The 26,750-nt window shown below is 47.1% G+C and carries 25 protein-coding genes and 1 pseudogene; 17 read left to right on the top strand and 9 right to left on the bottom strand.

Annotated elements, in window-relative coordinates:
• The first annotated feature begins 241 nt into the window (after positions 1-241).
• From rfbC to BMX44_RS09565, 3 genes are read left to right on the top strand one after another with little or no spacing between them, the layout of a single operon-like run.
• Positions 242-793 (top strand): dTDP-4-dehydrorhamnose 3,5-epimerase, encoded by a 552-nt coding sequence (rfbC, locus tag BMX44_RS09575; protein ID WP_090632223.1) that lies wholly within the window; start codon positions 242-244, stop codon positions 791-793.
• Positions 794-807: 14 nt separating this feature from the next.
• Positions 808-2,160 (top strand): DNA repair protein RadA, encoded by a 1,353-nt coding sequence (radA, locus tag BMX44_RS09570; RefSeq protein WP_090631997.1) that lies wholly within the window; start codon positions 808-810, stop codon positions 2,158-2,160.
• A gap of 15 nt (positions 2,161-2,175) precedes the next feature.
• A complete protein-coding gene (locus BMX44_RS09565) occupies positions 2,176-2,994 on the top strand; it encodes an alkaline phytoceramidase (RefSeq protein WP_245738892.1) in 819 nt (272 codons plus the stop codon).
• Positions 2,995-3,079: 85 nt separating this feature from the next.
• Here the strand turns inward: BMX44_RS09565 and BMX44_RS09560 are convergent, their stop codons facing one another.
• Positions 3,080-4,147, bottom strand: a complete 1,068-nt coding sequence (locus BMX44_RS09560; RefSeq protein WP_090631993.1) for a 3-deoxy-7-phosphoheptulonate synthase — start codon at positions 4,145-4,147, stop codon at positions 3,080-3,082.
• 389 nt (positions 4,148-4,536) lie between these two features.
• Entirely contained in the window at positions 4,537-5,127 is a 591-nt protein-coding gene (locus BMX44_RS09555; RefSeq protein WP_090631989.1) for a protoglobin domain-containing protein, read from the bottom strand.
• A gap of 334 nt (positions 5,128-5,461) precedes the next feature.
• On the opposite strand from BMX44_RS09555, the gene BMX44_RS09550 reads away from it, so the two are divergent.
• Entirely contained in the window at positions 5,462-5,902 is a 441-nt protein-coding gene (locus BMX44_RS09550) for a hypothetical protein (protein WP_090631984.1), read from the top strand.
• Between the two features lie 145 nt (positions 5,903-6,047).
• A complete protein-coding gene (gene nadB, locus BMX44_RS09545; RefSeq protein WP_090631981.1) occupies positions 6,048-7,649 on the top strand; it encodes an L-aspartate oxidase in 1,602 nt (533 codons plus the stop codon).
• A 140-nt stretch (positions 7,650-7,789) separates the two neighbouring features.
• Here the strand turns inward: nadB and BMX44_RS09540 are convergent, their stop codons facing one another.
• Both BMX44_RS09540 and BMX44_RS09535 read right to left on the bottom strand, forming a co-directional pair.
• Positions 7,790-8,359: a hypothetical protein gene (locus BMX44_RS09540; RefSeq protein WP_090631976.1), complete on the bottom strand. Its 570-nt coding sequence runs from the start codon at positions 8,357-8,359 to the stop codon at positions 7,790-7,792.
• Between the two features lie 44 nt (positions 8,360-8,403).
• A complete protein-coding gene (locus BMX44_RS09535) occupies positions 8,404-8,883 on the bottom strand; it encodes a hypothetical protein (protein ID WP_143056916.1) in 480 nt (159 codons plus the stop codon).
• A 262-nt stretch (positions 8,884-9,145) separates the two neighbouring features.
• On the opposite strand from BMX44_RS09535, the pseudogene ovoA reads away from it, so the two are divergent.
• From ovoA to zapE, 3 genes and pseudogenes are all read left to right on the top strand, one after another.
• Positions 9,146-11,260: pseudogene (gene ovoA / locus BMX44_RS09530) on the top strand (5-histidylcysteine sulfoxide synthase).
• On the top strand, positions 11,257-12,441 hold the full coding sequence (locus BMX44_RS09525) for a MalY/PatB family protein (protein WP_245738891.1): 1,185 nt from the start codon (positions 11,257-11,259) through the stop codon (positions 12,439-12,441). Before ovoA ends, BMX44_RS09525 begins: the two are co-directional and overlap by 4 nt.
• 112 nt (positions 12,442-12,553) lie before the next feature.
• Positions 12,554-13,774, top strand: coding sequence for a cell division protein ZapE (gene zapE, locus BMX44_RS09520; RefSeq protein WP_090631967.1), 1,221 nt, complete (start codon positions 12,554-12,556; stop codon positions 13,772-13,774).
• Between the two features lie 24 nt (positions 13,775-13,798).
• On the opposite strand, the gene BMX44_RS09515 is transcribed toward zapE, so the two are convergent.
• Entirely contained in the window at positions 13,799-14,179 is a 381-nt protein-coding gene (locus tag BMX44_RS09515; protein WP_090631963.1) for a hypothetical protein, read from the bottom strand.
• On the bottom strand, positions 14,176-15,753 hold the full coding sequence (locus tag BMX44_RS09510; RefSeq protein ID WP_090631960.1) for a sensor domain-containing diguanylate cyclase: 1,578 nt from the start codon (positions 15,751-15,753) through the stop codon (positions 14,176-14,178). Before BMX44_RS09510 ends, BMX44_RS09515 begins: the two co-directional genes overlap by 4 nt.
• Before the next feature lie 522 nt (positions 15,754-16,275).
• On the opposite strand from BMX44_RS09510, the gene BMX44_RS09505 reads away from it, so the two are divergent.
• On the top strand, positions 16,276-17,031 hold the full coding sequence (locus tag BMX44_RS09505) for a hypothetical protein (RefSeq protein WP_090631956.1): 756 nt from the start codon (positions 16,276-16,278) through the stop codon (positions 17,029-17,031).
• An 82-nt stretch (positions 17,032-17,113) separates the two neighbouring features.
• Positions 17,114-17,929, top strand: coding sequence for an NYN domain-containing protein (locus BMX44_RS09500; RefSeq protein WP_090631953.1), 816 nt, complete (start codon positions 17,114-17,116; stop codon positions 17,927-17,929).
• A gap of 119 nt (positions 17,930-18,048) precedes the next feature.
• Here the strand turns inward: BMX44_RS09500 and BMX44_RS09495 are convergent, their stop codons facing one another.
• The gene (locus BMX44_RS09495) at positions 18,049-19,278 is read right to left on the bottom strand and encodes a cytochrome-c peroxidase (RefSeq protein ID WP_245738890.1); all 1,230 of its coding nucleotides are present in this window, start codon (positions 19,276-19,278) and stop codon (positions 18,049-18,051) included.
• Between the two features lie 685 nt (positions 19,279-19,963).
• Here BMX44_RS09495 and rocD point away from each other — a divergent pair.
• From rocD to BMX44_RS09465, 7 genes are all read left to right on the top strand, one after another.
• The gene (gene rocD / locus BMX44_RS09490) at positions 19,964-21,187 is read left to right on the top strand and encodes an ornithine--oxo-acid transaminase (RefSeq protein WP_090631949.1); all 1,224 of its coding nucleotides are present in this window, start codon (positions 19,964-19,966) and stop codon (positions 21,185-21,187) included.
• A complete protein-coding gene (gene rocF / locus BMX44_RS09485) occupies positions 21,180-22,115 on the top strand; it encodes an arginase (protein WP_090631946.1) in 936 nt (311 codons plus the stop codon). The genes rocD and rocF overlap by 8 nt, the downstream gene beginning before the upstream one ends.
• 574 nt (positions 22,116-22,689) lie before the next feature.
• Entirely contained in the window at positions 22,690-22,830 is a 141-nt protein-coding gene (locus BMX44_RS16820) for a hypothetical protein (protein ID WP_177167722.1), read from the top strand.
• 315 nt (positions 22,831-23,145) lie between these two features.
• On the top strand, positions 23,146-23,367 hold the full coding sequence (locus BMX44_RS09480) for a DUF2934 domain-containing protein (protein ID WP_090631940.1): 222 nt from the start codon (positions 23,146-23,148) through the stop codon (positions 23,365-23,367).
• Positions 23,368-23,588: 221 nt separating this feature from the next.
• Positions 23,589-23,876 (top strand): hypothetical protein, encoded by a 288-nt coding sequence (locus BMX44_RS09475; protein ID WP_090631936.1) that lies wholly within the window; start codon positions 23,589-23,591, stop codon positions 23,874-23,876.
• Positions 23,877-23,988: 112 nt separating this feature from the next.
• Positions 23,989-24,447, top strand: a complete 459-nt coding sequence (locus tag BMX44_RS09470; protein WP_090632207.1) for a condensation domain-containing protein — start codon at positions 23,989-23,991, stop codon at positions 24,445-24,447.
• Between the two features lie 127 nt (positions 24,448-24,574).
• The gene (locus tag BMX44_RS09465; protein WP_177167721.1) at positions 24,575-25,132 is read left to right on the top strand and encodes a FecR domain-containing protein; all 558 of its coding nucleotides are present in this window, start codon (positions 24,575-24,577) and stop codon (positions 25,130-25,132) included.
• A 43-nt stretch (positions 25,133-25,175) separates the two neighbouring features.
• Here BMX44_RS09465 and BMX44_RS09460 read toward each other — a convergent pair whose 3' ends face one another.
• Both BMX44_RS09460 and BMX44_RS09455 read right to left on the bottom strand, forming a co-directional pair.
• Complete coding sequence (locus tag BMX44_RS09460) at positions 25,176-26,285, bottom strand: NAD(P)/FAD-dependent oxidoreductase (RefSeq protein ID WP_281246246.1); 1,110 nt, start codon at positions 26,283-26,285, stop codon at positions 25,176-25,178.
• A 28-nt stretch (positions 26,286-26,313) separates the two neighbouring features.
• The gene (locus BMX44_RS09455; protein WP_218143950.1) at positions 26,314-26,718 is read right to left on the bottom strand and encodes a hypothetical protein; all 405 of its coding nucleotides are present in this window, start codon (positions 26,716-26,718) and stop codon (positions 26,314-26,316) included.
• Positions 26,719-26,750: the final 32 nt, after the last annotated feature.

Below are 26,750 nucleotides of genomic sequence, written 5' to 3'. Positions count from 1 at the left end.
CGATCATTACCCGAATTACCCGAAAGCCTGGGTTTGTTGTTCGTCAGTAATCTCAGGTTGACCAATGTTTTTCTGACTAGCGAACCGTATATTTGCAACGATAACCCGTTACGGTCACTGAGTGATGATAATTCCTGCGAATATAATCTGTACCATTCTTAAGCGCCATTCGACAGACAGGAAATAGATGTGGGATGCTGCCTGCAACAGCTACCGAAACGGAAAATTTGAGTCTTGCCCGATGATAGCAACACAATTGGAAATACCCGAAGTTTTTTTGATACAACCGAAAGTGTTTGGTGACGCGCGCGGTTTTTTTTTCGAGAGTTTTAACTTGCGCGAGTTTCAACACGCAATCGGTCAGCATGTGTCCTTTGTGCAGGCAAATCATTCCCGTTCAGCCAGACAGGTGCTACGCGGACTGCATTACCAGATCAGGCAGCCACAGGGCAAATTGGTTCGTGTGGTTGTAGGTGAAGTTTACGACGTAGCGGTTGATTTACGCCGTATGTCGCCGACTTTTGGACAATGGGTTGGCGAGATACTGAGCGCTGAAAACAAAAAACAACTCTGGGTGCCTGCCGGGTTTGCGCACGGTTTCGTCGTGCTGTCTGAATACGCTGATTTTCTGTACCAGACAACCGATTATTGGGCCCCGCAACATGAGCGCTGTATTCTCTGGAAGGATTCTGCGCTGGGTATTGACTGGCCCATCGATGGAGAACCGATTCTATCTGAAAAGGACATGCAGGGGTTGTCGCTCAAAGCAGCAGAGGTTTACGAAGCATTGTAGAAACCAGATAGCGCATGGCTAAGCAGAAATCAATTTACGTTTGTACGGAATGCGGCGGGCAGATGTTGAAATGGCAGGGGCAGTGCACACACTGCCAGTCATGGAACACGCTGGTCGAGACCGTAGCCGAAAAACAGGTAACGCGATTTAGTCCGATATCGAAAATCGACAGGGTGGAAAACCTGAGTGATGTCGAGGTGCAGGATGAGTCACGATATTCGACCGGAATCTCCGAGCTTGACCGGGTACTCGGCGGCGGTCTGGTACGAGGTGGTGTTGTGCTGTTGGGTGGGGATCCTGGTATTGGCAAATCCACATTATTGCTGCAGGCATTGGCGCATTTGTCGACTGAACATCAGGTTTTGTATATCAGCGGCGAGGAATCAGCTCAACAGGTTGCGTTACGCGCCAGACGTCTTGCCTTGAATGTGCAGGCAGTGTCGCTTTTTGCAGAAATTCAACTGGAAAGAATTCAGACGGTATTGAGCGGGAATAAGCTTGATATTGCTGTTGTTGATTCTATTCAGACAATATACTCTGAAACGCTGCAATCTGCACCAGGTTCGGTGGCGCAAGTGCGGGAATGTGCAGCTCAACTGACCAGGATGGCCAAAGCCAGCGGTATTGCACTGATATTGATTGGTCATGTTACCAAGGAAGGCGCATTGGCCGGTCCGCGTGTACTGGAGCACATGGTCGATACTGTATTGTATTTTGAAGGTGACATGCATTCCAGCTTCCGTTTGGTGCGTGCATTCAAAAACCGTTTTGGTGCTGTGAACGAACTGGGTGTATTTGCCATGAGCGAGAAGGGGCTGCGTGAAGTCAGAAATCCCTCGGCATTGTTTCTGTCACATCATGACGGACAGGTGGCGGGTTCCTGTATTATGGTGACACAGGAGGGTACGCGTCCGTTATTGGTTGAAATACAGGCGCTGGTCGATGATGCCCGTTCATCACATCCCAAGCGATTGAGCGTTGGCCTGGAGCAGAATCGGTTGGCGATGTTGCTGGCGGTCTTGCACCGTCATGCTGGAATTCCGTGTTTTGATCAGGATGTTTTCGTAAATGCGGTCGGTGGCGTAAAAATTACTGAGCCAGGCGCAGATCTTGCGGTGTTGTTGGCCATTGTTTCGTCGCTAAAAAACAAACCGCTGGCTAAAAGAATGGTGGTAATTGGTGAAATTGGTCTGGCAGGGGAGGTGCGTCCAGTACAGCGTGGACAGGAGCGACTGAAAGAAGCAGCTAAGCTCGGTTTTACACGCGCAATTATTCCATTGGCCAATAAAACCAAGCAACCGGTTTCCGGTATTGAGGTACTGGCTGTTGCCAGGATAGGCGAGGCGGTGGCACAGATGTATGAGTAACCGTTGATACGCTGTATGATTCCTACCGGTACTTTCAATCAGTCAACGCGCAGACGATTAATATTGTTGTTGATATTTTCATTCGTGGTCGTGTTGCTTGCTGTATCTATGCCGCCAACTTCGCAACCGCAAGCCTACCATCAGTTTGCCGACCAGCGTTTACTGTTCGGCATTCCGAATTTCATGAATGTAATTTCAAATCTCGCGATTCTGCTGAGTGGGGCGACGGGATTATTGTTTCTCTGGCGCTCATACAGAAGACTGAACGAGTGCCAGCAACTGTGTTTTTTGACGACTGCAGAATACTTCCCGTACCTGCTTGTATTTGTCAGTGCTGTCATGGTAGTGCCGGGTTCTGCTTATTATCACTGGGAGCCAGATAATGCCAGCCTACTCTGGGACAGGCTGCCAATCGCATTAGGTGTTACCGCTTTGCTGGCAGCTGTATTGTCGGAACGGGTTCATCCGAAGCTGGGAACAGGAGTTTTGCCGATACTTGTACTTATGGGGATGGCCAGCGTGATTTACTGGTACCTGGGAGAACTCCGCGGAATCGGAAATCTGAATTTTTATATTGTGATTCAGTTTTACTCGCTATTGCTGATAGTGCTGTTAAGTATACTTTTGCCTTCCCGTTATACCCATGGCAATGAAATATTTCGGGTTATCGGTTTCTATGCGCTGGCCAAACTGGCAGAGACTTTCGATCATGAGATTTACAATCTGGTCGGGATCGTTAGCGGACACACAGTAAAACATTTGCTTGCAGCATGGGCGATCTGGTTGATCGTGAGAATGCTGCAAAGAAGAACGCCAGTGTCGGCAAAACAGTGACCGTACAGAAACAATTTCTGGTGGAGCGTTCAGAAAATATGACAATTTGTTGTGGTTGGGTTCTTGTTGCCTTTCGGTCTATGTACTAGTGCTGAACACCCCGGCGCTTTTCCACGGCATCAGAGAGCTGTTGCAATATCTGTTCGGTAGTTTCAAAGCTGATGCAGCCATCGGTGATGCTTTGCCCGTATACGAGTTCCTCGCGCTTCCTGCCGTCAATTTTTTGATTGCCTTCGATTAAATGACTCTCGATCATGACGCCGCAAATCGCGTGATTGCCTGCCGCTATTTGAGATGCCACGTCGGCCGCCACTTCTGTCTGGCGACGGTAATCCTTGTGGCTGTTCGCATGACTGAAATCGATCATGAGGTAGGCCGGTAACTTGGCTTTATTCAATGCCTCGATGGCCGAGGCTACGCTTTCAGCATCATAGTTGGGTTTACGACCGCCGCGTAAAATGATGTGACAATCTTCATTGCCTTGGGTCGCGAAAATTGCAGTACGTCCCTCTTTGGTAACTGAAAGAAAATGGTGCGGGCGCGAGGCGGCAGCTATGGCATCAATGGCAATGTTCAAGTTGCCGTATGTGCCATTCTTGAAACCTATCGGACAGGATACTCCAGAAGCCAGCTCGCGGTGCGCCTGGCTTTCAGTCGTGCGCGCGCCAATCGCTGCCCAGCTTATTAAATCGGAAAGGTATTGAGGGCTGATCAAATCCAGATATTCCGTTGCTGCTGGCATACCCAGGCTGTTCAGGTCCAGAAGTAGCTTGCGTGCTATTCGCAATCCTTTATTGATATGGAAACTGTTGTCCAGGTCAGGATCGTTGATCAAACCCTTCCACCCGATTGTTGTGCGGGGTTTCTCAAAGTAAACGCGCATGATGATATGTAAGTGATTCTTAAAAACTTCGCGCAAATGTTTCAAACGAACAGCATATTCCAGTGCGGCGTCGGTATCATGGATGGAACAGGGGCCTGTCACTACCAACAAGCGGTCATCGCCGCCTTGTAAAATACGGTGAGCATCCTGCCGTGCGGTATAAACCGTTTCTGTTGCAATTTCCGTCAATGGGTAATCGATGTGCAGCTCGACTGGTGGGCGGAGTTCATGCATACCAATAATGCGCAAATCATCGGTCTGAAATTTCATAATAGATTGTTTGTGTTTATTATTTTGTTAAGTCTATAGTCTGATGTTTCCACGAATATCGGAGACTCTGCATCGAGTAAATACGTAATCACATTATTCGAAACAGACCAATTGTACCCTTTTTCAAAGTTGCCGGCATATCGATGTACTATTCACTTCAATTGCTTTAAATCGCCTACATTCAGACCAAGCAGACGCCATTTGGGTCACTAGTCTTATCAATCCCGGGCATGGGGAAAATGTAAAATACCATCAAAACCGGTGAGGTGGCGGATCAGTTCCGATTCCGCCATCAACGCCGATGCTGTAGCGCTGAAATTGAATTAGGGATTCAATTATTGAAACGGTTGCTTGGAGCCCGCGAGCAGCAATTATGCTGCTCTTTCAGACTAGAACTGGCCTTCGTGAATATACGGTTGCGACCATAAAATCACTTGCATGAGCACGGATTTGCGCCAGGCATCCTGCATCTTGTCAACATCTTCACTTGAATGACCGCCTTTTTCCAGGAATGGTCGCAGCGTTGTCGTGATAGGTACCTGCAGCGCCAGCACATAACGCAGATTGATAATCGGTTGAGCATCAACCCCGTCGGTTTTATTTTTCTTGGTAGTGTGATGGCGCAGACCGATTTCATACTGGTAGTTCAGCCAGTCCTGATCATAATTGGCATTTGCGGTATCCAGAATCCACTGGCCAAAACGTTTACGTACCGCGCCAAGATAATCCGTGTTTGGCTGATTATCAGACTTGTTGGTGAAATAGTGAAGCAGAAACGGCGTTGAACCTACGAAGCCGTACCAGACATCAAGAATTTGTTCAACCTGGTCTTTCAGGATATCGTGCGACATTTTCAGGTAGCGGATATCTTCGTCGCCGAATAAAGTCGCTTGTTTTAAATTGGCAAAATCACCCATTGATATTGGAGATTGTGCTACTTCTGCGCTGCCGTAGGTATATCCGGGGATATTGGTTGTCATAAAATTCCTTTTCTTGAATTGCATTTGTAAATGTTGAACATGATGGCATATGCAACAGTCAAAGCTATTGCAATATGTACACCAGATTAGGCAAGAAGTCTCGAACAGCGGATAATAACCCATGATCAGAATCAATGCCGAACGCGGATTTTACCGTATTGATGTGCGGATGAATATAGCCTGATTTTCGTCATCTGAGTGGATATATTCACCTGTAAATTCAGATGCTTTAATATTTCTATGAGTTTGTTTTTGCTAAATGAACTATCGTATTGAATGTGATGGTTTTGTTGATGGGAAAACAGGGTAACATTGTTAAATTATGGAGAAGAGAATGGTAACTAAACGCATAATCGGTACTTTATCCGTTATTTTCATGTTGACGAGTGTATCTAACTCTTTTGCAGAAACATTCCGTGGTGAATTTTGCTGGCAGGTATTTAGTCAAAATGGCGAACCGTACTGGAAGTACAAGTTTGGTGTTTACGAAAAAGAGGGCGGTCATTTTGCATTATTTGGCTCGGTTGATTATGAAAACACTCTGTCCGCAGCGCACGGCAATGCAATATTGCTTGGTGACAGCGTGAAACTTACCATAGTGAGTGCTGACCGGGAGGAAGGTATAGAATTCTGGACTGAAACGTTTGCAGCCAAACTGGATCCTTCAACGCTGAGTGGAACATGGAACGTTATAGAACTGGTAAAGAGAGATGGTGAAAACGATGTTTTTGGTATCTATCAGCAGGGCACTATCGATTTAGTGGCGTGCCAATAACTGTAACTTGTCATGAAAGATTAATACGGTCAGACCAGAGTTTGCCGCAGTTGGAAATTTACAGATTTCGCATGTAGGTTGTGCACTCTGCTATGATAGCAGCTACATAATACAAATAATAACCAAGTATGCTTTATCAGCGTGAATGCATAATTTATATTTTGATACTTTGATTATTGGCAGCGGTTTGGCCGGCTTCACACTTGCCTTGAATTTGGCGCGTACTCAGCGGGTGGGGGTCGTTACAAAACTGACTCTCAATGACAGTGCAAGCGGATGGGCACAAGGCGGTATCGCTGCTTCTTTGTCCGATGAAGATACGCCAGAGAAACATGTGCAGGATACGCTGATTGCCGGTGCCGGTTTATGCGATGAATCAACAGTCCGGTTTATTGCCGAGCATGCGCAAGAAGCTATAAAGTGGCTGATCGAGCAGGGTGTTGAATTTAGTAAAGACGATAATCATGATACCGGCTATCATCTGACCAAGGAAGGCGGACATAGTACGCGGCGCATTATTCACAGCGGGGACGCAACGGGCAAGGCAGTTCAGCAAGCTTTGATCGAAAAGGTGCGCAACTGTTCCAATATCATGATTCTGGAACAGCATATCGCCATTGACCTGATCACCAGCGATAAAATCAGCGGCAATACGAATAAGGGTCCGGCTGACAGGCGCTGCCTGGGGGCGTATGTGCTGGACCGCAGTAACGGAAGTGTGCGCACGTTTACAGCGCAGAACACTGTGCTAGCCACAGGTGGTGCAAGCAAGGTTTATCTGTATACCACCAATCCTGATACGGCGACGGGCGATGGGATTGCAATGGGGTGGCGAGCAGGTTGCAGTGTTGCCAATATGGAATTTATTCAGTTTCATCCGACCTGTCTTTATCATCCGCACGCCAAATCGTTTCTAATTAGTGAAGCGGTTCGCGGCGAAGGTGGCCTGCTCAAGTTGCCCAATGGTGAATGCTTTATGGCGGCGCATGATCAACGTGCAGAATTGGCACCACGCGATATCGTGGCGCGAGCAATCGATTTTGAGATGAAAAAGCGAGGCCTTGATTGCGTTTATCTGGATATTTCGCACAAGCCGGCAAATTTTCTGCAGCAGCATTTCCCGACTATTTACGCGCATTGCCTGAAACTGGGGATAGACCTGACGCAAGAACCAATTCCAGTTGTGCCTGCGGCGCATTATACCTGTGGTGGTATTCTGACAGACTGGACAGGGCGTTCGGATTTGAAAAATTTATACGCGATAGGTGAAACAGCCCATACCGGACTGCACGGTGCAAACCGGCTCGCCAGCAATTCGTTGCTGGAGTGTCTGGTTGTTGCCAGAGCTGCCGCGAAGGATATTAACGGCCAAACTTCGACAGCAATGCCCAAGATACCTGACTGGGACGAAAGCCGTGTCACCGATGCCGATGAAGAAATTGTCATTTCGCATAACTGGGATGAATTGCGTCGTTGTATGTGGAGTTATGTCGGCATTGTTCGGACGACCAAGCGTCTTCAGCGCGCGCAGCACAGAATCGATCTGCTGCGTGAAGAAATCAATGAGTTTTATACCCACTTTCGTGTATCCAGCGACTTGCTTGAGTTGCGCAATCTGGTCGACACCGCCGATCTGATCGTGCGTAGCGCGATGCTCAGGCACGAAAGTCGTGGATTACATTTCAGCAGGGATTATCCGGCATTACTGTCGCAAGCGCGTGATACTGTGTTGCGGAAGTCGTCATAGCAGCAACGGCAGACATCCCTGCAAATCATGAATTGCGTCACGTTGATGGTAACGTCAATGCGCCTCATACATCTTCGCATGATACATTGCACCGATCATGTAAATGATTACAGCAACAAACATATGCTTGTTAATGGTGATCAGTCATCGATGAGAATATGCCCGAAAAAGGCAAAAATTCCAATCGCGATGCCGGTAATGAATTGCGCGTGCACCACATGGGAGAATTTTTTCAATTCGGCAGGTGAGTAACGCCATGCCAGAAACATACCAAATAATCCCTGCCAGACGATTAGTGCAAGTAATGCCGGAAAAAATAAAATATGACTATAGCGTGAAATATCCATCAAAGAAATATGCAGCAACATTACAGCAATGGCTGCGATACCGAAATAAACATGAGTACGGTTCATCCAGGCAAGCAGATATTCCAGGGCTGAGGAATGAATAGGCGCCTGATAATCGGGCAACAACCGCTGTGCCAGCTTGCCTTGACCCAGCATCAGCTTCAAAATCGTGCGTAAATAAATGAATCCAAGCAGACCCAGACCTGTTTTACCGAAAAATTCACCCACTTCAGAGAGAAAAGTTTCGCGTTCTTCGGGAATAGGATAACTGGAATAGGCATAAATGAAATAAACCAGAGAAACCAGAGAAACACTGGCGGTGTAAATCAGGATGCCGCGGATATTTTTAATAGATTGCTGCATGAACCGCACTCTGGGCGTGGCAGATAGAATGTGTCATGACGTATCTATTGTGTTTTCTTTCCTTTTTGCGCTTTATGACCATAGACCCTGACTACTTTCCATTTGAAGTCATGTACATGTACTACATCATCGTCCAAGGCCAATGAAATAGCGCCTTTGGTCAGTGGTTGAAGGTTCATTTCGATCTGCTTCATTCTGGGTTCATGTGATCCGGCATGTTCCGCGTGTGCCATCTCCATTGAATGGAGATCGTGGACAGGCTCCATGCTGATGTCGAGTTGGGTGACAGTGTATTCGCTATTGCCATTGTAGATGCTGCCATTAAAGATTCCCCAGCCAAAACCAGCATCAATTTTGAGTTTTGATATCGTGTCAACGGGTAGTTCAAATGGACACGGGTGATTGGTTTCAGATTGCCTGTCGCATTGAACGCCAGGTGTTTCGCTTGCAAGCGACGTATGCATTACAGTCAAGAATGCAGCAGGTATGCATATAAACTTAATCAAAATATAAAGGTAATTCATAATGTGTCCTCGGGCTGGTGGGAGATTTACAACTGCCCTGTACATTATAATTCGAATTACCAACCTGCTCCAGCACGCCTCCGAATATTTTGGGGGATTCGGTATAATCATCCGCATTCCTTATGCGAGCAGAAATATGATGTGTTGCGAAACAATCCAGAATATTGCTGGTGACCAAAATTATCGGATGAGAGTGATTGCCATTTTGCGAGAGGTTATAATAACGCCCAGATTTTGAATAACTTGATGAATACAACACTATATGTCAACACAACTGATTCAGAGAACGCCTTTGCTCAATGGCGAAGAAGCCAATACCAAACGCGAAGAAATTCGCACATATTTTCATGCTACGCTCGATTGTTATGAACAACTTTTTAAGACATTACGTAATGATGAGGCGTATTACAAAAAATCAATTTCGTTGCGTCATCCGTTAATTTTTTATTACGGGCACACAGCGACCTTTTTTGTCAATAAACTGATGCTGGCAGGACTGATTACTGAACGGATCAATCCAAAGTTTGAGTCGATGTTTGCAGTCGGTGTGGACGAAATGAGCTGGGATGATCTGGACAATACACATTACGACTGGCCTGCGGTCGAGGAAGTCACAGCATACCGCCGCAGAATGCGCGAAATGGTTGACAAATTGATCAGCGACCTGCCACTGACATTACCGATTAGCTGGGAAAGCCCTTTCTGGCCGATTCTGATGGGTATCGAACATGAACAGATTCATTTGGAAACATCATCGGTGCTGATCCGGCAGCACGCCATGGATTATGTTCAGCCGCACGAGCAGTGGCGTCCTTGCCAGAAAACCGGCGCTGCACCAGCCAATGAACTTATTCCGGTACCGGCCGGCACGATAGAAACCGGAAAGAATAAATCCACACATATGCACTATGGCTGGGATAATGAGTATGGTCACCATAGTGCTGATATCACCGCATTTCAGGCCAGCAAATATCTTGTCAGCAATCAGGAATATCGGTCTTTTGTCGATGCGAATGGATACCAGACCGATGATTACTGGGAGGAAGAAGGTCTTTCGTGGCGCAATTTTTGTAAATCGACGCATCCCACTTTTTGGGTCAAAAAGGGTGAGGACTGGTTTATGCGTACCATGACTGATGAAATACCGATGCCGTGGGACTGGCCGGTCGATGTCAATTACCATGAAGCAAAAGCGTTCTGTAACTGGAAAACCAAGACTACCGGAAAGCCGTTCAGGTTGCCAACTGAAGATGAGTGGTACCGCTTATACGATGTTGCAGGCCTTTCTGAAATTTCGCATGGTAAACCCGCAACCGGCAACCTGCATCTTGATTATTACGCTTCGAGTTGTCCGGTCAATGAATTTCAGCAGGGCGATTTTTACGATATTGTCGGTAATGTCTGGCAGTGGACGGAGACACCGACTTATCCGTTCGAAGGTTTTGATGTGCATCCGTTGTATGATGATTTTACAACGCCGACATTTGACAACCAGCACAATCTCATCAAAGGCGGATCGTGGATTTCATGCGGCAACGAAACGTTGCGGAGTTCGCGATACGCCTTTCGCCGGCATTTTTTCCAGCATGCCGGGTTTCGTTATGTTGTTTCAGATGCACCGGCCGTGATTCAAACCTCGAATTATGAAACTGACAAGCTGCTGTCGGAATACGCAGAATTTCACTATGGCGACACGTATTTTGACGTGCCTAATTTTCCCAAGGCACTGGCAGACCTGGCGATTGCGGCGATGGGTGACCGACCTGCGCATAAGGCGCTTGATCTCGGTTGCGCATCCGGACGATCGACATTTGAGCTTGCACGCCATTTCGATCATGTTACCGGTGTCGATTTTTCCGCGCGCTTTATCGGTTAGGGCGTTCAACTGGCGCAGCAGGGCGTGTTGCGTTATACCCTGACGGACGAAGGCGATCTGGTTTTCTACAAGGAACGCACCCTGAGCGGTTTGGGATTGGAGAGCGTTAAAAATAAGGTGGACTTTTATCAGGGTGATGCATGTAACTTGAAACCGCTTTATACGGAATACGATCTGATTCTGGCCGCCAATCTGATTGATCGACTGTATGAGCCAGCGAAGCTGCTCAGTACCATTCATACGCGTATCAATATGGGCGGATTGTTAATGATTGCTTCACCCTATACCTGGTTGACGGAACATACCAAGAAAGAGCACTGGATCGGCGGTTACAAACGTGACGGTGAAAACTTCACCACACTGGACGGATTGAAAGAAATCCTTGGTGGGCATTTTAAACTGATTCAGGGGCCTCAATCGGTTCCGTTTGTAATCCGCGAAACAAGCCATAAACATCAGCATACCTTGTCAGAGGTGACTGTCTGGGAGCGGGTGCTTTGAGTGCCGGTATCGGTCCGGATTTTTTCGATCGATATATTGATCGTACTGGTACCAGCAGTACCAAATACGATGGTCGCGGGGCCATGTTTGGCCAGTTGGATGTGATCCCGGCCTGGGTGGCAGACATGGATTTTGCTGCGCCACCTGCGGTGACGCAGGCACTAATTGAGCGCGCCAGGCATCCGATTTATGGCTATACGCTATTTTCTGATAGTCTTTACCAGGCAGCGATCGACTGGATGCAGCGGCGTCATGGCTGGGCGATTGAGCGCGACTGGATTGTCTTGTGCCCCGGTGTAGTGCCTTCGCTAAATGCGGCTGTCATGGCATTTACCCAACCCGGTGAATCTGTGATTATCCAGCCACCCGTTTATTTTCCGTTTTTTTCGGCTGTCACTCGAACGGGTAGAAAGCTCATCGAGAATCCGTTGAAATTCGAACGCGGTCATTATACGTTCGATTTTGATCATCTTGAGTATTGCGCGCAGAAAGCTAAATTGCTGCTGCTATGTTCTCCGCATAATCCCGTCGGGCGTGTCTGGACGCCGCAAGAACTGGCGCGATTATTGCAAATTGCTGAGAAACATAATCTGATGATTTTGTCCGATGAAATCCATGCTGATCTGGTTTATCCAGAATGCAGGCACACTGTGCTGGCCACTCTTCCAGGCAGCGAAAGACGCGTGATTACAGCAATGGCGCCGAGCAAAACATTTAATATTCCTGGTCTGAATCTTTCCATGTTAATCATTCAGGATCAAACAATTCGTAAAGCTATTGCCGAAATTTTCGAGACCTGGCATGTCAGCGCGTCCAATCCGTTCAGCAACGTTGCTTTTGAAATCGCTTACAGGGAAGGAGATGTATGGCTGGATGCGTTGCGCGGTTATCTGGGTAAAACACGTGACTGTGTCGCGGCTTTTCTGGATAAGCATCTGACTGATATTCGTGTCACACCATCCGAAGGTACATACCTGCTCTGGCTGGATTGTAAAGCAATGAAAATGACAGACGCATCGTTGAAACAGTTTTTCATTGCGCAGGCCGGTGTTGGTTTGAGCCCAGGCATACTATTTGGCAAACAAGGTAGTGGATACATGCGCCTGAATATAGGCGCATCCCAAAAAACCGTCACACAAATACTCGAAAATATTCGAGCGGCTTATGCTCGACTGAGGTAGCTGTTGTATCAATTCAAGCATGTGTACATGGCTATTATGCTTATTACCGGACTGACAGCATATGCAGTTATTCAAGCAGGATAAATTCATGCCTGTTGTAATTTCGTGAAACATGACTGAACAGTCAGGCACAATCAGGACGCCAGCGTCGGAATATCGGCAGCTGATGCAGGACGGTGAGCTGAAACCGGACGCGGACCAGGCCAGTGCTGTAGAGGCATTGGAACGACTGCATCATGAGATCTCTGGCTATGCGCCAGCGGGAATCCGGAGAAAAAGCTGGTTTGCCCGTTTTTTTGGCAGGCGTCATGGTTTACTGGAACCCCCCAGAGGCATTTATCTGCATGGCGGCGTCGGTCGCGGCAAATCCATGCTGATGGATTTGTTTTATAGCGTAGCACCGGTGATAATCAAGCGGCGTGTGCATTTTCACGAATTCATGCTCGAAGTCCAGCATCACCTGAAAGCCTGGCATAGTCTTTCCTCGCAACAGCGCAAACGGGCAGTCTCTGAGTTGCAGAATATACAAGGTAGAAAGATTGATCTGGACGATCCAATACCTGCTGTCGGACAGCAGATTGCAAGAAATGCAACGCTATTATGTTTTGACGAGCTTCAGATAACCGATATAGCTGACGCCATGGTTGTTGCGCGGTTATTTGATGAATTGTTCAGACAGGGGGTAGTTGCAGTGGCCACCTCAAACAGACCGCCGGATGACTTGTATAAAAACGGTTTGAACCGGCAACGGTTTGTCCCTTTTATTGACCGTGTCAAAGCGGAAATGGAAATTATCGCACTGAATGGTCCTGTGGATTATCGATACGACCGGTTAAAAGGTGTCGAGACATATTTTTATCCTGTTAATGAACAGACTACTAATGCGTTGTCCGCAGCTTTTTTCCGTTTGACGGACCGTAGTGTAGAAGATCGGCACAAAGTTCCCAGCGGCGAGTTAATCGTGCAAGGACGCAGACTGTTTGTACCAAAATCGGCACGTGGTGTTGCAGTATTTTCATTTAAACGGCTTTGTGTCAATCCGCTGGGAACGGCAGATTATCTTGCGATTGCCAGAGCCTATCACACCGTTATTGTGGTCGCGATTCCGCAATTTACCCATGAAAATGCCAGTGAAGCAACGCGTTTCATTCATCTTATAGATGCGCTGTACGAGCACGGCGTCAAACTTTTGTGTTCGGCTGACGCACCTCCTGAATTACTTTTTAAATCAGGACAATCAGGTTTTGAATTTGAACGGGCGGTGTCACGGCTGGTTGAAATGCAGTCAGAAAATTATCTGACCCGGGGACATGGAAAACTGAATCCTGAATAATTGTTTGTTGTGTAATAGAAGGCTTTAATTACGTTTTTTCTGATTATTTGCAAAAAAATAGCCACTGGCGGCACCAAGTAACAGACCCAGAAAGCTAATTATTATAATGCCTGTGAACGCCGTTTCCCGTGAGTCTGCCAATATCAGCATTGTTCCGAAGAAACTGAAAATGAAAGCGAAGGCACCAAAAATGAGTGCGCCGGTCAGTATTGCAGAGCTGACACGAATTTGTGCGCCTGCAAGCAGCTTCCATGAATGCCATCCAACCCATGCTGCACAGGACAGCGATAAAACCAGACTTTCCCAGCCAGACAGATCAGTGGTGATAAGCAATACGGTTTGTATATAAAAACCAGTGAGTCCGGACAATAACAGGGACAGAGCCATTTTGAACAGGGTTTTCATGCCGCCAGATAATAGGACGCACAGTTCTTGCCATTGCGTTTGGATTGATACATTGCCGAATCGGCATTGGTGATCAAGGTTTCAATATTATCGCCGTCATGGGGGAAGGCGGCAATTCCAATGCTGGACCCTATCGTGACCTTTTGAAAATTATTGATCTGAATTTCCATTCTAAAGCGGCTTTGCAGTTTATCAACGAAAAGATCGATTTCGTCACGAACAAAATTTTTTATTGCAAACGCGATGATGAATTCGTCCCCGCCCATTCGAATCAGTATGTCCTCTTTGCGAATGGTCATTTGCATTCTGTTGGCGATTTCAACCAGTACACTGTCTCCGGCATCATGGCCAAAGTTGTCATTGACCGCTTTAAAGCCATCCAGATCAATGAGCATCAGTATGAGCAGGTTATTATTTTTTCTTGCCTTGGACAACATGATTTTTAATAATTGCATGCCCGCGCGTCTGTTGAACAGCCTGGTCAGGGGGTCATGTTCGGATTCATACAGTATACGCTCCATTTGGAAAGTTCTCTCAGTAACGTCGATGACGAGTCCCTCAATCATTGTTTCTTCTATGTCACTTTGCACAGTCGAAAACAGACAGTGCAGCCAGCGCCCTTCTCCATTGATCGTCACATCGAGTCTGAGATCGCAGGCGGTTTGTCGCCCCGTTTTCTGTATGTCCCGAAGCATCTCATGCACAATTTTTGAATCATAAAACAAATCAGGAAGATAAATATGTTTCATATTTTTTCTGCGTTCATCTGCGACAATGCCCGCTATTTTTTGAAAAGCCTCATTCGATGATGTCAGATAAAGTCCTTTATCAAGCAGGAAAATGCCGGCACTGGCGCGTTCAAATATGAGCCTGAAATGCCTCTCCATATTTTCTACTTGATTGCGCAATTTCCGCTCCTGCTTGATTGTGCAGCGGGCTGATGTCAGTAGCATGTTAATGTCGGCTACCAGTTTCCCGATTTCATTATGCTCGTGTCCTTGAGGGCAAACCAGCTGACCTGTTTCGCCGGGTTTAATCCTGTGCAGGTTGGCGGCTATTGATTGAATCGGAGTGGTTAAGACGCGGTGCATCAGATTCAGCATCAGCACAGCGACAAGCAGAACCAAAGCCAGCAGAATAGAAACTTGCTTGAGAGTTGAATTTTTGACGTACTGGTTCAGCATTTGCTGATTGGAGTGTATCCGGATTTCACCTACGCGCTCGGTTGAATCGAACGGGTTGGGAAGTGAAAAAAACAGAATGTTATCGGAGTCGGGTAATGGTTCGCTTGATGCTATATTCAAGCCAGATACGCTGGTCAAGATGGCAGCGGAAATAATATCGTTTTTAGACAAATTTTCAACAATTTCAGTCGCAAGTTCTTTATTACCGAGAAATGCAGCAATCCTTGCCGGATTGCTGACTGCCAGAAACAACTGTTCAATCGATTTTTCCATCATATTCTGCTGAACGGTCCGCGTGTAAAACAGGAACGCGGTCGAAACAATGATGACAAACAGAATCGCAGCCAGTGTGACGATGCGGGTGATATGCAGGTGCAACTGATTATTCATGTTTTTCTGATCAATTAACTATGTTGGCATGCCAAATTCAATGACTCTGTATCGAATTGGCCGCTTGTGCCCGGGCCGTCTAGATGATGGCCAGTATCATCCGATTATTATTCAACCAGAAATGGGCGGAATGCACGTTCTGTCAAAACAGTTTGATCCGTGGTGAATATCAATCACCAGGACGGTTTTGGTGAAGACCTCGCAAACTGACAATAGGAGTCAGTGCAAACAAAAGTGTGTTAGGCAATTAATCAAGGAACGAGCTTGTTCTCGCCTTTTTTGAGTTTTGGTTTACACACAATGCCTGTATTCTTGACCCGATGCCGCGACATTTTACCGCACCGCTGTCTGAATAAACAATATCCGCATGACAATCCAAAATCTGGTAGATACGGAGACTGGGTTTTTACAAACCGGATCGTATACAATGATACGCTTGGCATCGTATATTCATCACATACACCAGCGTCTCTACTGAAGAGCCCAAAAAGCAATCGGAAGGATTAATTGGCAGGATTATTTATGAAAAAGGAAAGATGCGTCATCCATCCACCATCAATTCATGGCAGCATCGTGCAGTTGTTTGAAAACATCTGGTTTGTGAAAGGGCAACTCAAAATGGCCATGTTTTTGCCCATGCATATCTCGCGGTCTATGACAGTTATCAAAGAAAACGATGAACTGGTTCTGATCAATCCGATACGGTTATCTGAATCGGGAATGCAGGCACTGGAGAGCCTTGGAAAAATAAGCACTGTAATCAGAATTGGCGGATTCCACGGCAGAGACGATGCTTTTTACAAATCGCAGTATCATGCAACTGTGTATGCGCTGAAAGGCCATGTTTATACACATAAAATCAGTAATCTGCCTGATGATTTCGAAACGGGTTACATGCAGGCTGATGTCGTGCTGGATGTTGGTGATCGGTTACCCATAACCAATGCTTCGCTGATCTGGTTTCAATCCGCCCGGCCGCCCGAAGCTGTTTTGAGACTCGAACAAAACGGCGGTATCCTGATAACTGCGGATTCACTGCAGAATACACCCCATCCGGATGAGTATCATAACTGGCTGGCCAAAGTAATGATGAAGACCCTGGGGTTTTTTCACCCTTATCATATTGGACCCGGCTGGCTCAAGTATTCTGGTGTCGATAGCAGAGAAGTCAGTGATCTGCTGAGTTATGAGTTCAATCATGTCCTTCCGGGCCACGGCGATCCGGTGATTGGGAACGCCAGAGAAAAATACCGGCCTGCACTGGAGAGCGTCGTCTAACGCTATCGACAACGGCTGATGGTTTGATCAGTAACCAGTATGTGTTACGCTTCAGCGCGTATAACTAACAATCGGAGAAAATATGGCAGCAGACGCCAAGACACAAAACATGGCATTGTTTTGTGATTTTGAAAACATCGCGCTGGGTGTGCGGGATGCCAAGTATGCTGCTTTCGATATTAAAAAAGTGCTCGAACGGCTATTGCTCAAGGGTAATATTGTTGTAAAAAAAGCATATTGCGACTGGGAACGTTACAAAGAATTCAAGGCGGCCATGCATGAAGCGGCTTTCGAGCTGATAGAAATTCCACACGTGCGTCAATCGGGCAAAAATTCGGCAGACATTCGCATGGTTGTCGATGCCCTCGATCTCTGTTATACCAAAGCGCATGTTGATACCTTTGTTATCATCAGTGGCGATTCCGATTTTTCGGCACTGGTTAGCAAGTTGCGTGAAAACAATAAGGTGGTCATCGGTGTCGGTGTAAAAAAATCCACGTCCGATCTGTTGATTTCCAATTGCGACGAATTTATTTATTACGACGATCTGATTCGCGAAACAGAGAAACAGCGCAAGGCAAAGCGCAAATCCACAGCCAAGAAAACTGCGCCGCAGGCAAGTACCCAGTCCGAAGAAGATAAAAAGCAGGAAGCGCTGGATCTGGTTATGGAAACCGTTGAGGACTTATTCGAAGAACGCGGTGCCGAAGAAAAAGTCTGGGGATCCATGGTCAAGCAGACAATAAAGCGGCGTAAGCCGGGCTTCAATGAAACCTATCACGGATTTCGAACTTTTGGGAAGCTCCTCGAGGCAGCTCGGGACAGCAACTTGATGGAGTTGGAACACGATGAGAAATCAGGCGGTTACATCATAAAAAGTATCGCGCAGGAGGAATGACAAAACTATTGTATTTTTGAGGTGCCGGACCAGTTACTGATTTTAACAAAAGGCGCACGCGCGGCCGAAGCGGTAGCGTACATTCAACAGTGCGTGCTTCCAGTATCTATCGTTAGTGTTTACTCGGCGCTTTTGGCTGTCAGAGAACCCAAAAAGGCTTTGATATCCCTAATCATACCATGGCCGACGTGATCGCGCCCCAGCTGATGTTTAGCCATGAGTTCAATCGCTTCATCCAGTGTCTCGACTGAACCATCATGAAAATACGGCGCTGTTTGGGTAATGTTTCTAAGACTCGGCACCTTAAAAACCTTTTTGTCGTTTTCAAGCCCGGTAACCCCGTATCGACCCATATCCGAAGTTTCATAGGGCACTACCAGACCGATTTTTTTGTAGGAGTTGCCACCAATGACTGCGCCATTATGACAATTGACGCAACCCATGTTAATGAATTTCTTCAAACCTCTTTTTTCATTTTTACTGAGTGCGTTCTTGTCACCTCTGAGAAAATCATCAAACCGTGACGGGGTTAGCAACGTTCGTTCGAAAGCGCCGATTGCAACTCCGATGTTTTTGTATTTCAGCGGATCTTTTTCATTGCCAAATGCTTCGGCGAACAACGCCTTATATTCGGCGATGCCTTTCAGTTTATTGACGACAGCTTCTTCGCTGGGCATCCCCATTTCAACCGGGTTCAATATCGGTCCCAGTGCCTGCTCCTCGACATCCGCGGCACGACCGTCCCAGAACTGAGCAATATGAAGCGCCGCATTCATGGTTGTTGGGGAATTTCTATCGCCACGTTTGCCTTCATGGCCCGGAGATGTCGGCTCATTATCCACGCCAAAATTGCTGAGGCTGTGACATGAATTACACGAAATCTTGTCATTCACAGATAATCGTGGATCCATGTAAAGTTTTTTTCCCAGCTTGATCAGTGCAGCATTTTTCTGCTCATCGATTATGGATTCAGGCAGTGGTTCAAAAAATTGTTTGAGGCGGGTTTCATCCAGTTTGCCGCCATGACCATGTCCATGGCCGCCGCCATGGCCATGATCGTCACCGTGGTCGCCGTGCTTGTCGCCACCATGTCCGTGACCATGCCCTCCGCCGTGGTCGTCGCCGTCATGTTTCATGCCCTTGTGCCCGTGACCATGATCGCCATCATGGCTGTCATCGCCATGTTTCATGCCGCCATGTTCATGGTCGTCACCATGCTTGCCACTGTCATGTTCTTTACTTTTATGTTCCTGTACTCTTTCGCTTTCACCATCAGGATGGTCGCGCGTATCCTCAGACGCATACGCCTGTGCACACATAAAAAAAGCAAGTATTAAAATCAGTTTCATATGACCTCCACAATTGATTGTCAAAACGTATTAAAACTATTATCTGTCATTTTATTATAAGCCGTTGCAACAGAAAAAAACCGGATGCTACCATTTTAGCGTAACAGGCTAGGTTGATAATCATATGCACCGTCAATATTAGCCTGGTGAAAACCAGATACAGGTGTTTCGATTAATAAAGCCGAGAACAGTAAGATACCGAAAATACCTGGGAAATTAAATACGGGCAAACACGTATTCTGTACATATAAAATTTTTCAGACAGTTAATCAGTCAGCTGTTTTTCTGCTGTAGTGAATTCTGTTCTCTGTATCTTATATTACGTCTCAATAGTCTGTTCCCGGTGAATTCCGGTCAAGGCAGGATTAAAGAGCAATCCTAAACAGTAAAAACTTTAGTAGAGCGATGAATTTGCCCACGCAACCTGATTATCACGTCAAAGTGTATCGAAACAATGTGACATTTTGTCGCGCAGGAACCTTGTGTCTGATTCGCCGACTACCTTTATTTGTTTGAGACGTTACGTGCTGACAGGTCTGTAGTGCTGTTGTACCTACCGAGACAAGCGCTTGTAAAACAATCTGTAATCATCCCTTTTCTGAACAGGGTGTGATAAGCTTTTCAGGCATAAATCGATTGTAGCTGTCTGTACAATAACCACTTATTTAATTTAAAGGAATTGCCGATGAGCTATTCGCGTCAACAATCTCATGAGCAGTTGCTGGCCGTGGAAAACGAGCTTGGCGCTCATAACTATGCGCCGCTGGATGTAATACTGTCCCGCGGTGCAGGGGTGTGGGTCTGGGATATTGAGGGACGTAAATACTTGGATTGCCTGTCTGCGTATTCGGCCCTGAACCAGGGGCATTGCCACCCGCGTATTTATAAGGCGCTGGTTGAGCAGTCTCAACGACTGACATTGACTTCACGGGCCTTTCATAATGACCAGCTGGCTGGTTTTTATGAAGATATCTGCGCATTGACAGGCGCGCACAAAGTACTGCCGATGAACAGTGGTGCCGAGGCCGTTGAGAGCGCCCTGAAAGTGGTACGCAAATGGGGATATGAGGTCAAGGGTATTCCGCCAGACCAGGCTGAAATCATTGTATGCGAGAACAACTTTCACGGTCGCACGATTACTTTGGTCGGGTTCAGTACGGATGATAATTCGCGGCGTCACTTTGGCCCGTTTACGCGTGGGTTCAAGACAATACCTTTTGGTGACGCGCAGGCCCTGGAGCAGGCCATAACACCGAATACCGCAGGATTTCTGGTTGAGCCGATACAAGGGGAGGCCGGAGTCATTATTCCACCTGATGGTTATCTGAAGCAGGTGCGTGAAATCTGCAACCGCAATCGGGTCGTTCTGATACTGGATGAGATTCAGACCGGACTGGGTCGAACCGGTAAACTGCTGGCAGAAGAACATGAGTGCATTGAGGCGGATATCACGCTGATTGGAAAGGCTTTGTCAGGTGGTATGTATCCGGTTTCCGCTGTGCTGTCCAATAGTGAAACGCTGGGCGTTCTCCAGCCCGGACAGCATGGCAGCACATATGGTGGCAATCCGGTTGCATGCGCGGTGGCGAGAATGGCGCTAAAAGTGTTGATTGAGGAAGGTATGATTGAGAATGCCGAACAAATGGGAAAACGTTTTATGAAGGGACTTGAAGCCATTCGGAATCCGTTCATCCGGGAAATTCGCGGCCGTGGATTAATGATGGCGGTAGATTTTCATCCAGAGGCCGGTAATGTCAGAGTTTTCTGCGATGCGTTGAAGCAGCGAGGAGTTCTGGTTAAAGAAACGCATGAGTCCACCATTCGTTTTGCTCCTCCATTGATTATCACGGAAACCGAAGTGGACTGGGCGCTGGAACGCATCATTCCTGAATTATCGTCTGATGGCTAAAACAACTCCCGCATTAATCGGCATACCAACTGATTTGGGGGCCAGCCGCCGTGGTTGCTCCATGGGACCTGAAGCTTTGCGCGTGGCCGGTATTTACACAGTACTGCAGCGTTTGTGCGGGCGAGTAGTGGACATGGGTGATATTAAAGGGCCAAAAGCGACAGGAGAAGTATTCAGTAACGGCTATCGCCATTTCGATACGGCAGTGGCATGGTTCCGCACATTGTCTGAACAGGTTTATGAAACCCTCTCGGCAGGACAATGCCCTGTTGTGCTGGGTGGCGATCACTCCATAGCAATCGGGTCAGTTTCCGGTGTTGCGCGATATTGTCGTGAGCGCGATATTCCACTGACAATACTCTGGCTTGATGCACATGCAGATTTCAATACACCGACCACTTCACCCTCGGGCAATCTGCACGGTATGCCCGTAGCGCTACTGACTGACCCTGATTCGGAAATGCTGCGTAACATGGGGCCGGGCAACGCCTCTGTTGCCGTGGACAGTTTTCAACTGATTGGTGTGCGCTCTATCGATCGTATTGAAAAACAGGCTGTTCTGACCGCGGGACTCGAAATTTACGATATGCGTCGAATTGATGAAACCGGCATGCGTGCGGTTATGGATGAGGTTCTGGACAAAGTCAAAGCGCGGGGCGGGCACTTGCATGTCAGTTTTGATATCGATTTTCTCGATCCGTTGATCGCACCGGGTACCGGCACGCAGGTCAAAGGTGGTCCCGATTACCGTGAAGCACAGTTATGCATGGAGATGATCTACGACACAGGCCTGTTCGGCTCCCTGGATCTCGTGGAAATCAATCCGGCACTGGATATTCGCAACCAGACCGCAGAAATCGCCGTCGAAATGACGGCCAGCCTGTTTGGCGAGCAGATACTGGCGCGGCACGGCGGTTCGAAACGGTGAGCGGTCAGGAAACGCTGTTTTATCTGTATTCCGAGACCGCCGAAATTCGCACAACCCATTGTGCCGGCGGATGTGTTAAGCGCGGTTTGATTGTCCCGGCCTGCTTGCCTCATATAGTGTGAAATCCTGTTTTGCGATTCGAAATCAATTAAAGCAAGCAAATAGTATCGTATCGATTATTCGGTCGGTGCGTGAAAACTATCTAATGGTTACGCTTAGTAAAGAATAATGGTTTCCCTAATATATTTCTTGCTTTGTCTGACCTAGAGTGTTTGCGAGCAATTCATTATTTTGGCGGTGCAGCTCTGATAAAGGAATAATGCGTAATAGCTTTGTCATTTTTTCTGCTGATTTTCGCTTGATAACGATTGCTTGAGCATCTGCTCAATCTGGGCTTGCTGAACGATATAGTTCAAATCGTCGGATACGGATAATCAGTAAGTTCGATTCTGGGTTGGATGTTTTGGTCGATTGCTGGTGCGCTTGTCGTTTTCAACGCGCTATGCGGTTCTTTCGCTTCTATTTGCATTATTGACGTTATTTGTTTAAAACTCCATCAACAGGGATCAGAACCATGAAAAATGCAGTGTTTGTTGCGATTGTTGCAGGATTATTATTAGTTGCATGTGGTGAACCAAAGCCTGGCCAGTACCCTCCTAGCCAGAATATTCTGGATGAGCGTGAGAATGGATCGAGTGAGCCCGGTAATTACTAATTTGGATACGTGGGTAGTGGCTATTTCACTATCGCGTTATAGCATTTTACGAGTAACGCAGGTTTTCTCGGCGTAAACGTTCACGTTTTGCGCAAAACGGGCTGTTAAAAAGCATATTCGGTGTCATCATTGTAAAGCAGGTGTAGCTGCCTGCTGTTTCATACGGGCCAGTTATTTGCCCTGCAGTATACCGAAAACTGCTGAAAACTGCTTTTTGGCAGCCGTTTCCTCCAAACAAACGCTATCACTGTTATGCAGGTGGTTATCTGTTGACTAATAGATAGAGATAGGCTTAGTTTTTAGCAAGGAGTTGAAATGGAATCAGATAAAGAGCAACTCAAGCGCACCAGAAACACAAACAATAAATTATCTGTCATCAATGACAGCAAGCCGGAAATCGGGTTGATTGAGTCGGCCGAAACAGAAAGAAATGCCCGTATTGCCGTGTCCGCTTATTATAAGGCGCAGGCTCGCGGCTTTGAACCGGGGCACGAACTGGAGGACTGGCTCTTGGCAGAAGCGGAGCAGCACAAGTGAGATTATTTAATGTTTAAACGACCATACGGCAGGATATCAGTTAGCGATGTTGCGAAGACCAATTGACTGATATTTTCACTTAGATAAAGCAATCTATCAAATCAATTTGTTGTGTAATTTACAGAAAGAAGCGTTAGCGTCAGCGGTTATTTGTCTGTCGTCCGACTGTCTTTGAGTTTTTCAATATACCGAAGTTAACGTAATTAATAAGGAAAATTAAAATGAAAATTAGCGTGTTTGTACTTGTTTCGGTAGCAATTCTGTTTTTCTCATCAAATGGTTCTGCCAGTTTATTCAGCGAGGAAAAAATTGAGTGGCCCAAGGTACCAGCTAGAGTCCAGCATACAATCGCGTCTCATTTGCATGGTGGAAAAATAGAAGAAATCGAAAAAAAATCAAAGAAAAAAACCATCACCGTTTATGAGGCAAAGATAACAAAGCCCGACGGCGATCAAGTAGAAATTAAAGTGGAGGAGGACGGGACGCTGGTCGAGTTTGAGGACGACTAGCAAATCGCAGAAACGCGTTTATGACGAGAATGCGGGTGTTTGATTGATCAGCTGCAAATATCTGAGACCTGCATGCAGCCGCAATAAAAATTCTTTTTCTTTACGGATTAATATGAAAATTGTAATAGCGTGTATTTTCAGTATGGTTGTCGTTGTCGCTCAAGCCAATGATTCGGACAAGCGCCAGATTCTTGAAGTGAACGCAATGCAGCGTATGCATATTCTTGAGGAAATGCGCGCCTTGTTGTCTGGAACACAGCAAATTCTTTATTCGCTCTCCGAAGAGAATATGACAGCTGTCGCACAGCATGCACAGTCACTCGGTACCCGTATGACTCACAAAGCCGAGGGTCAGCTTGGCGGTGTGTTACCCGGCGAGTTTATGCAACTTGGAATGTCAGTTCATCGTGATTTTGATCAGATTGCGATGGATGCTGAATCGCTGAAAAACCCCAGGCATACGCTGGGACAGTTAAGTGAAACGATGAAAAAGTGTGTTGCATGCCATGCAACCTATCAAGTTCAGACTAGATATCAATCAGATGCACAAAATTTGAAATCCAGCCATTGACGGTCTGATACAGTAAACATGACGTCATGACGGGTGCATGTTACATGGTGTGCCTGGATTGAATAACTGGAATTGCCAGTACGTGCCCGTTATAATTGTCGTTTGTTTTTTTAAGGTATTTTGTAACATGCCTGAACAAAAAGAATCCGATTCTAAATCAAAAGCCGTTAAACTCAGCTGGAAGCAGCTGCTGTTTCATTTTGCACTTCTCTGTCTCTGCGTAATGCTGGGATTGTTTTCCTGGTATTTGTCCAGACCGCAAAGCATCCGTTTTCATGAAACTGGAGCTCAAGAACATCTTACTGTTTCCCTGACACCGGAGATAGATGTATCGCTCGATCATGGCAGTTCTTGTGCAGTTACCGATTTCGAGCCGCTGCGCATAGAGTTATTCAGAGGAAGTGCTTATTTTGATATCAAGAAAAAGCAGGCAGATGATTTTCGTATAAAAGTCGGTGAGGCACTGATTGAAGATCTTGGCACGCGCTTCAGTGTGCGTATGCAGAAAAACGGCGATCATATTGTTTCGGTAGGACAGGGACAGATCAAGTTACATGTCGCGGCCGGTGAATACCTGATCAGTGCGCTTGAGCAGGCTAATTTCGATAATTTCAAAATCAGTAAGCACAAACTGATCAGCGCGAGCGAAGTGGCGCCCTGGCATTCACACTCGGCCGGGCCCTAAAAACTGGTTGGTTACGGACGGCGTACAGCGAATTCAGTCATAATTATACATTTCTGGCAAACGCCGGTCGCTGCCGGCGCAACCAGAATGGTGCCTGCATAAAACGTTTTTCAAGTTGATAATACTGCCGGTGCATGTGCAGATAGTGCCTGAATTCCGATTCAAGCAGCCATTGAAATTTTTGTGCTGCATTCGGTTTGTCCTGTAATTCATCCCTGATTGCATATGAAACCAGCAGGCCATGACGCAGCGCTTTGAATATACCAAGCGACGACAGTGGATCGAAGACGGATGCCGCATCACCCACTGCATACCAGCCCCGTCCACAGAATTGTTGCTGGCGCTGACTGCGTGCCGGTTTAACGCGTAGAGGTGTCAACGGCTTTTTGATATCAAAGCGGGTGCGCGTAAGGCGGGTATGTGCCAGGGCCTTGAACCATCCAGTTTCATCAAACACATTTACATCACGGGCGAGATCGCTGTCGGTCATCAGCGCTGCAACCCACAGCCCTTGTGGTAAAGGGGCTGAATACCACCACCCAATATCGCTGCTTTCAACCAGCGTGAAGCTGTCAACACCATGCACGGTATCATTCGCCTGGACTTGAAAAAAACAGAAACTTCCTGTCAGCTGATCGAGTTTGTCCGTGCTGATTCCCATCCTGCGGGAAAAAGAACTACTGCTTCCACTTGCGTCGACTACCAGCGATGATTGAATGGTGAACGCCGAGGCGGTGGCATGGTTTGCCGTCAAATGCCAGCCATGACGATATTTCGGCGTGCCGCTCACAGTTACGCCAAATAGCGCAGTTGCACCTGCATTTTCAGCTTGTCGCACTAGCCAGTCGTCAAATGATGCCCGATCAATATGCCAGCCATGACCATAACTGGAATACCAGAATGGGTACTCATTGATTTGCTCGCTGCCCCAGATGGACCGCGTGCCAAGAGCGACCAGGTCGCCGCGCGCTAGGAAGTTTTCTGATATTCCCAGTTGCTGCAATAGCGGCATTGTTTGTGGGGGCAGTGTTTCCCCAATGTTAAAGGATTGCGCCGACTGACTTTTACGATCAAGCAGCAGAACTGTCAGGTCAGGTAACTGTTGCCGTAACGCAATTGCCGCAGCGCAACCTGCGACCCCCGCTCCGATAATGACGACATCTGCGTATAAATGCCTGGAACTAATTGTCGCTGTCCTCTTTAACTGCGATCCATTGTGCTACTACGCCGGCCGGTGCGGTTGATTTTCCGCCCGGACCGGTAGGGTGCGGTATTGCGCGTACAATTGAACCTACCAGCGCCGGCCGCTGATCATTGCCGTTGGGCCATTCGGGAACCAGATATCCCAGATAATCGTATATCCACTGTGCACCGTTCACGATGCCGATCCCCTGAAATTGCACGTTGAATGGATTGCCATAACCGATTGATCCTTTCAGTTTCAGCTCCCAGCCAGGGCCATAAATCAAACCGGCGAATGTCTGCATCGGTCCCGAATCGATACGGATAGTGCCTCGGCCGAATTCAAGCGTATCAAAACCGGCATTTACATCGGGATTGCTCAGAAAAAGCTTCGGTAAGTCCATGTACCGACCAGAATAGGTGATACGCATGCTGT

The organism is Nitrosomonas marina (assembly GCF_900110145.1).
Lineage (GTDB): Bacteria > Pseudomonadota > Gammaproteobacteria > Burkholderiales > Nitrosomonadaceae > Nitrosomonas > Nitrosomonas marina.
Note: the sequence above shows the minus strand (reverse complement) of the source record. Positions and strands in the feature narration are given on the sequence as shown.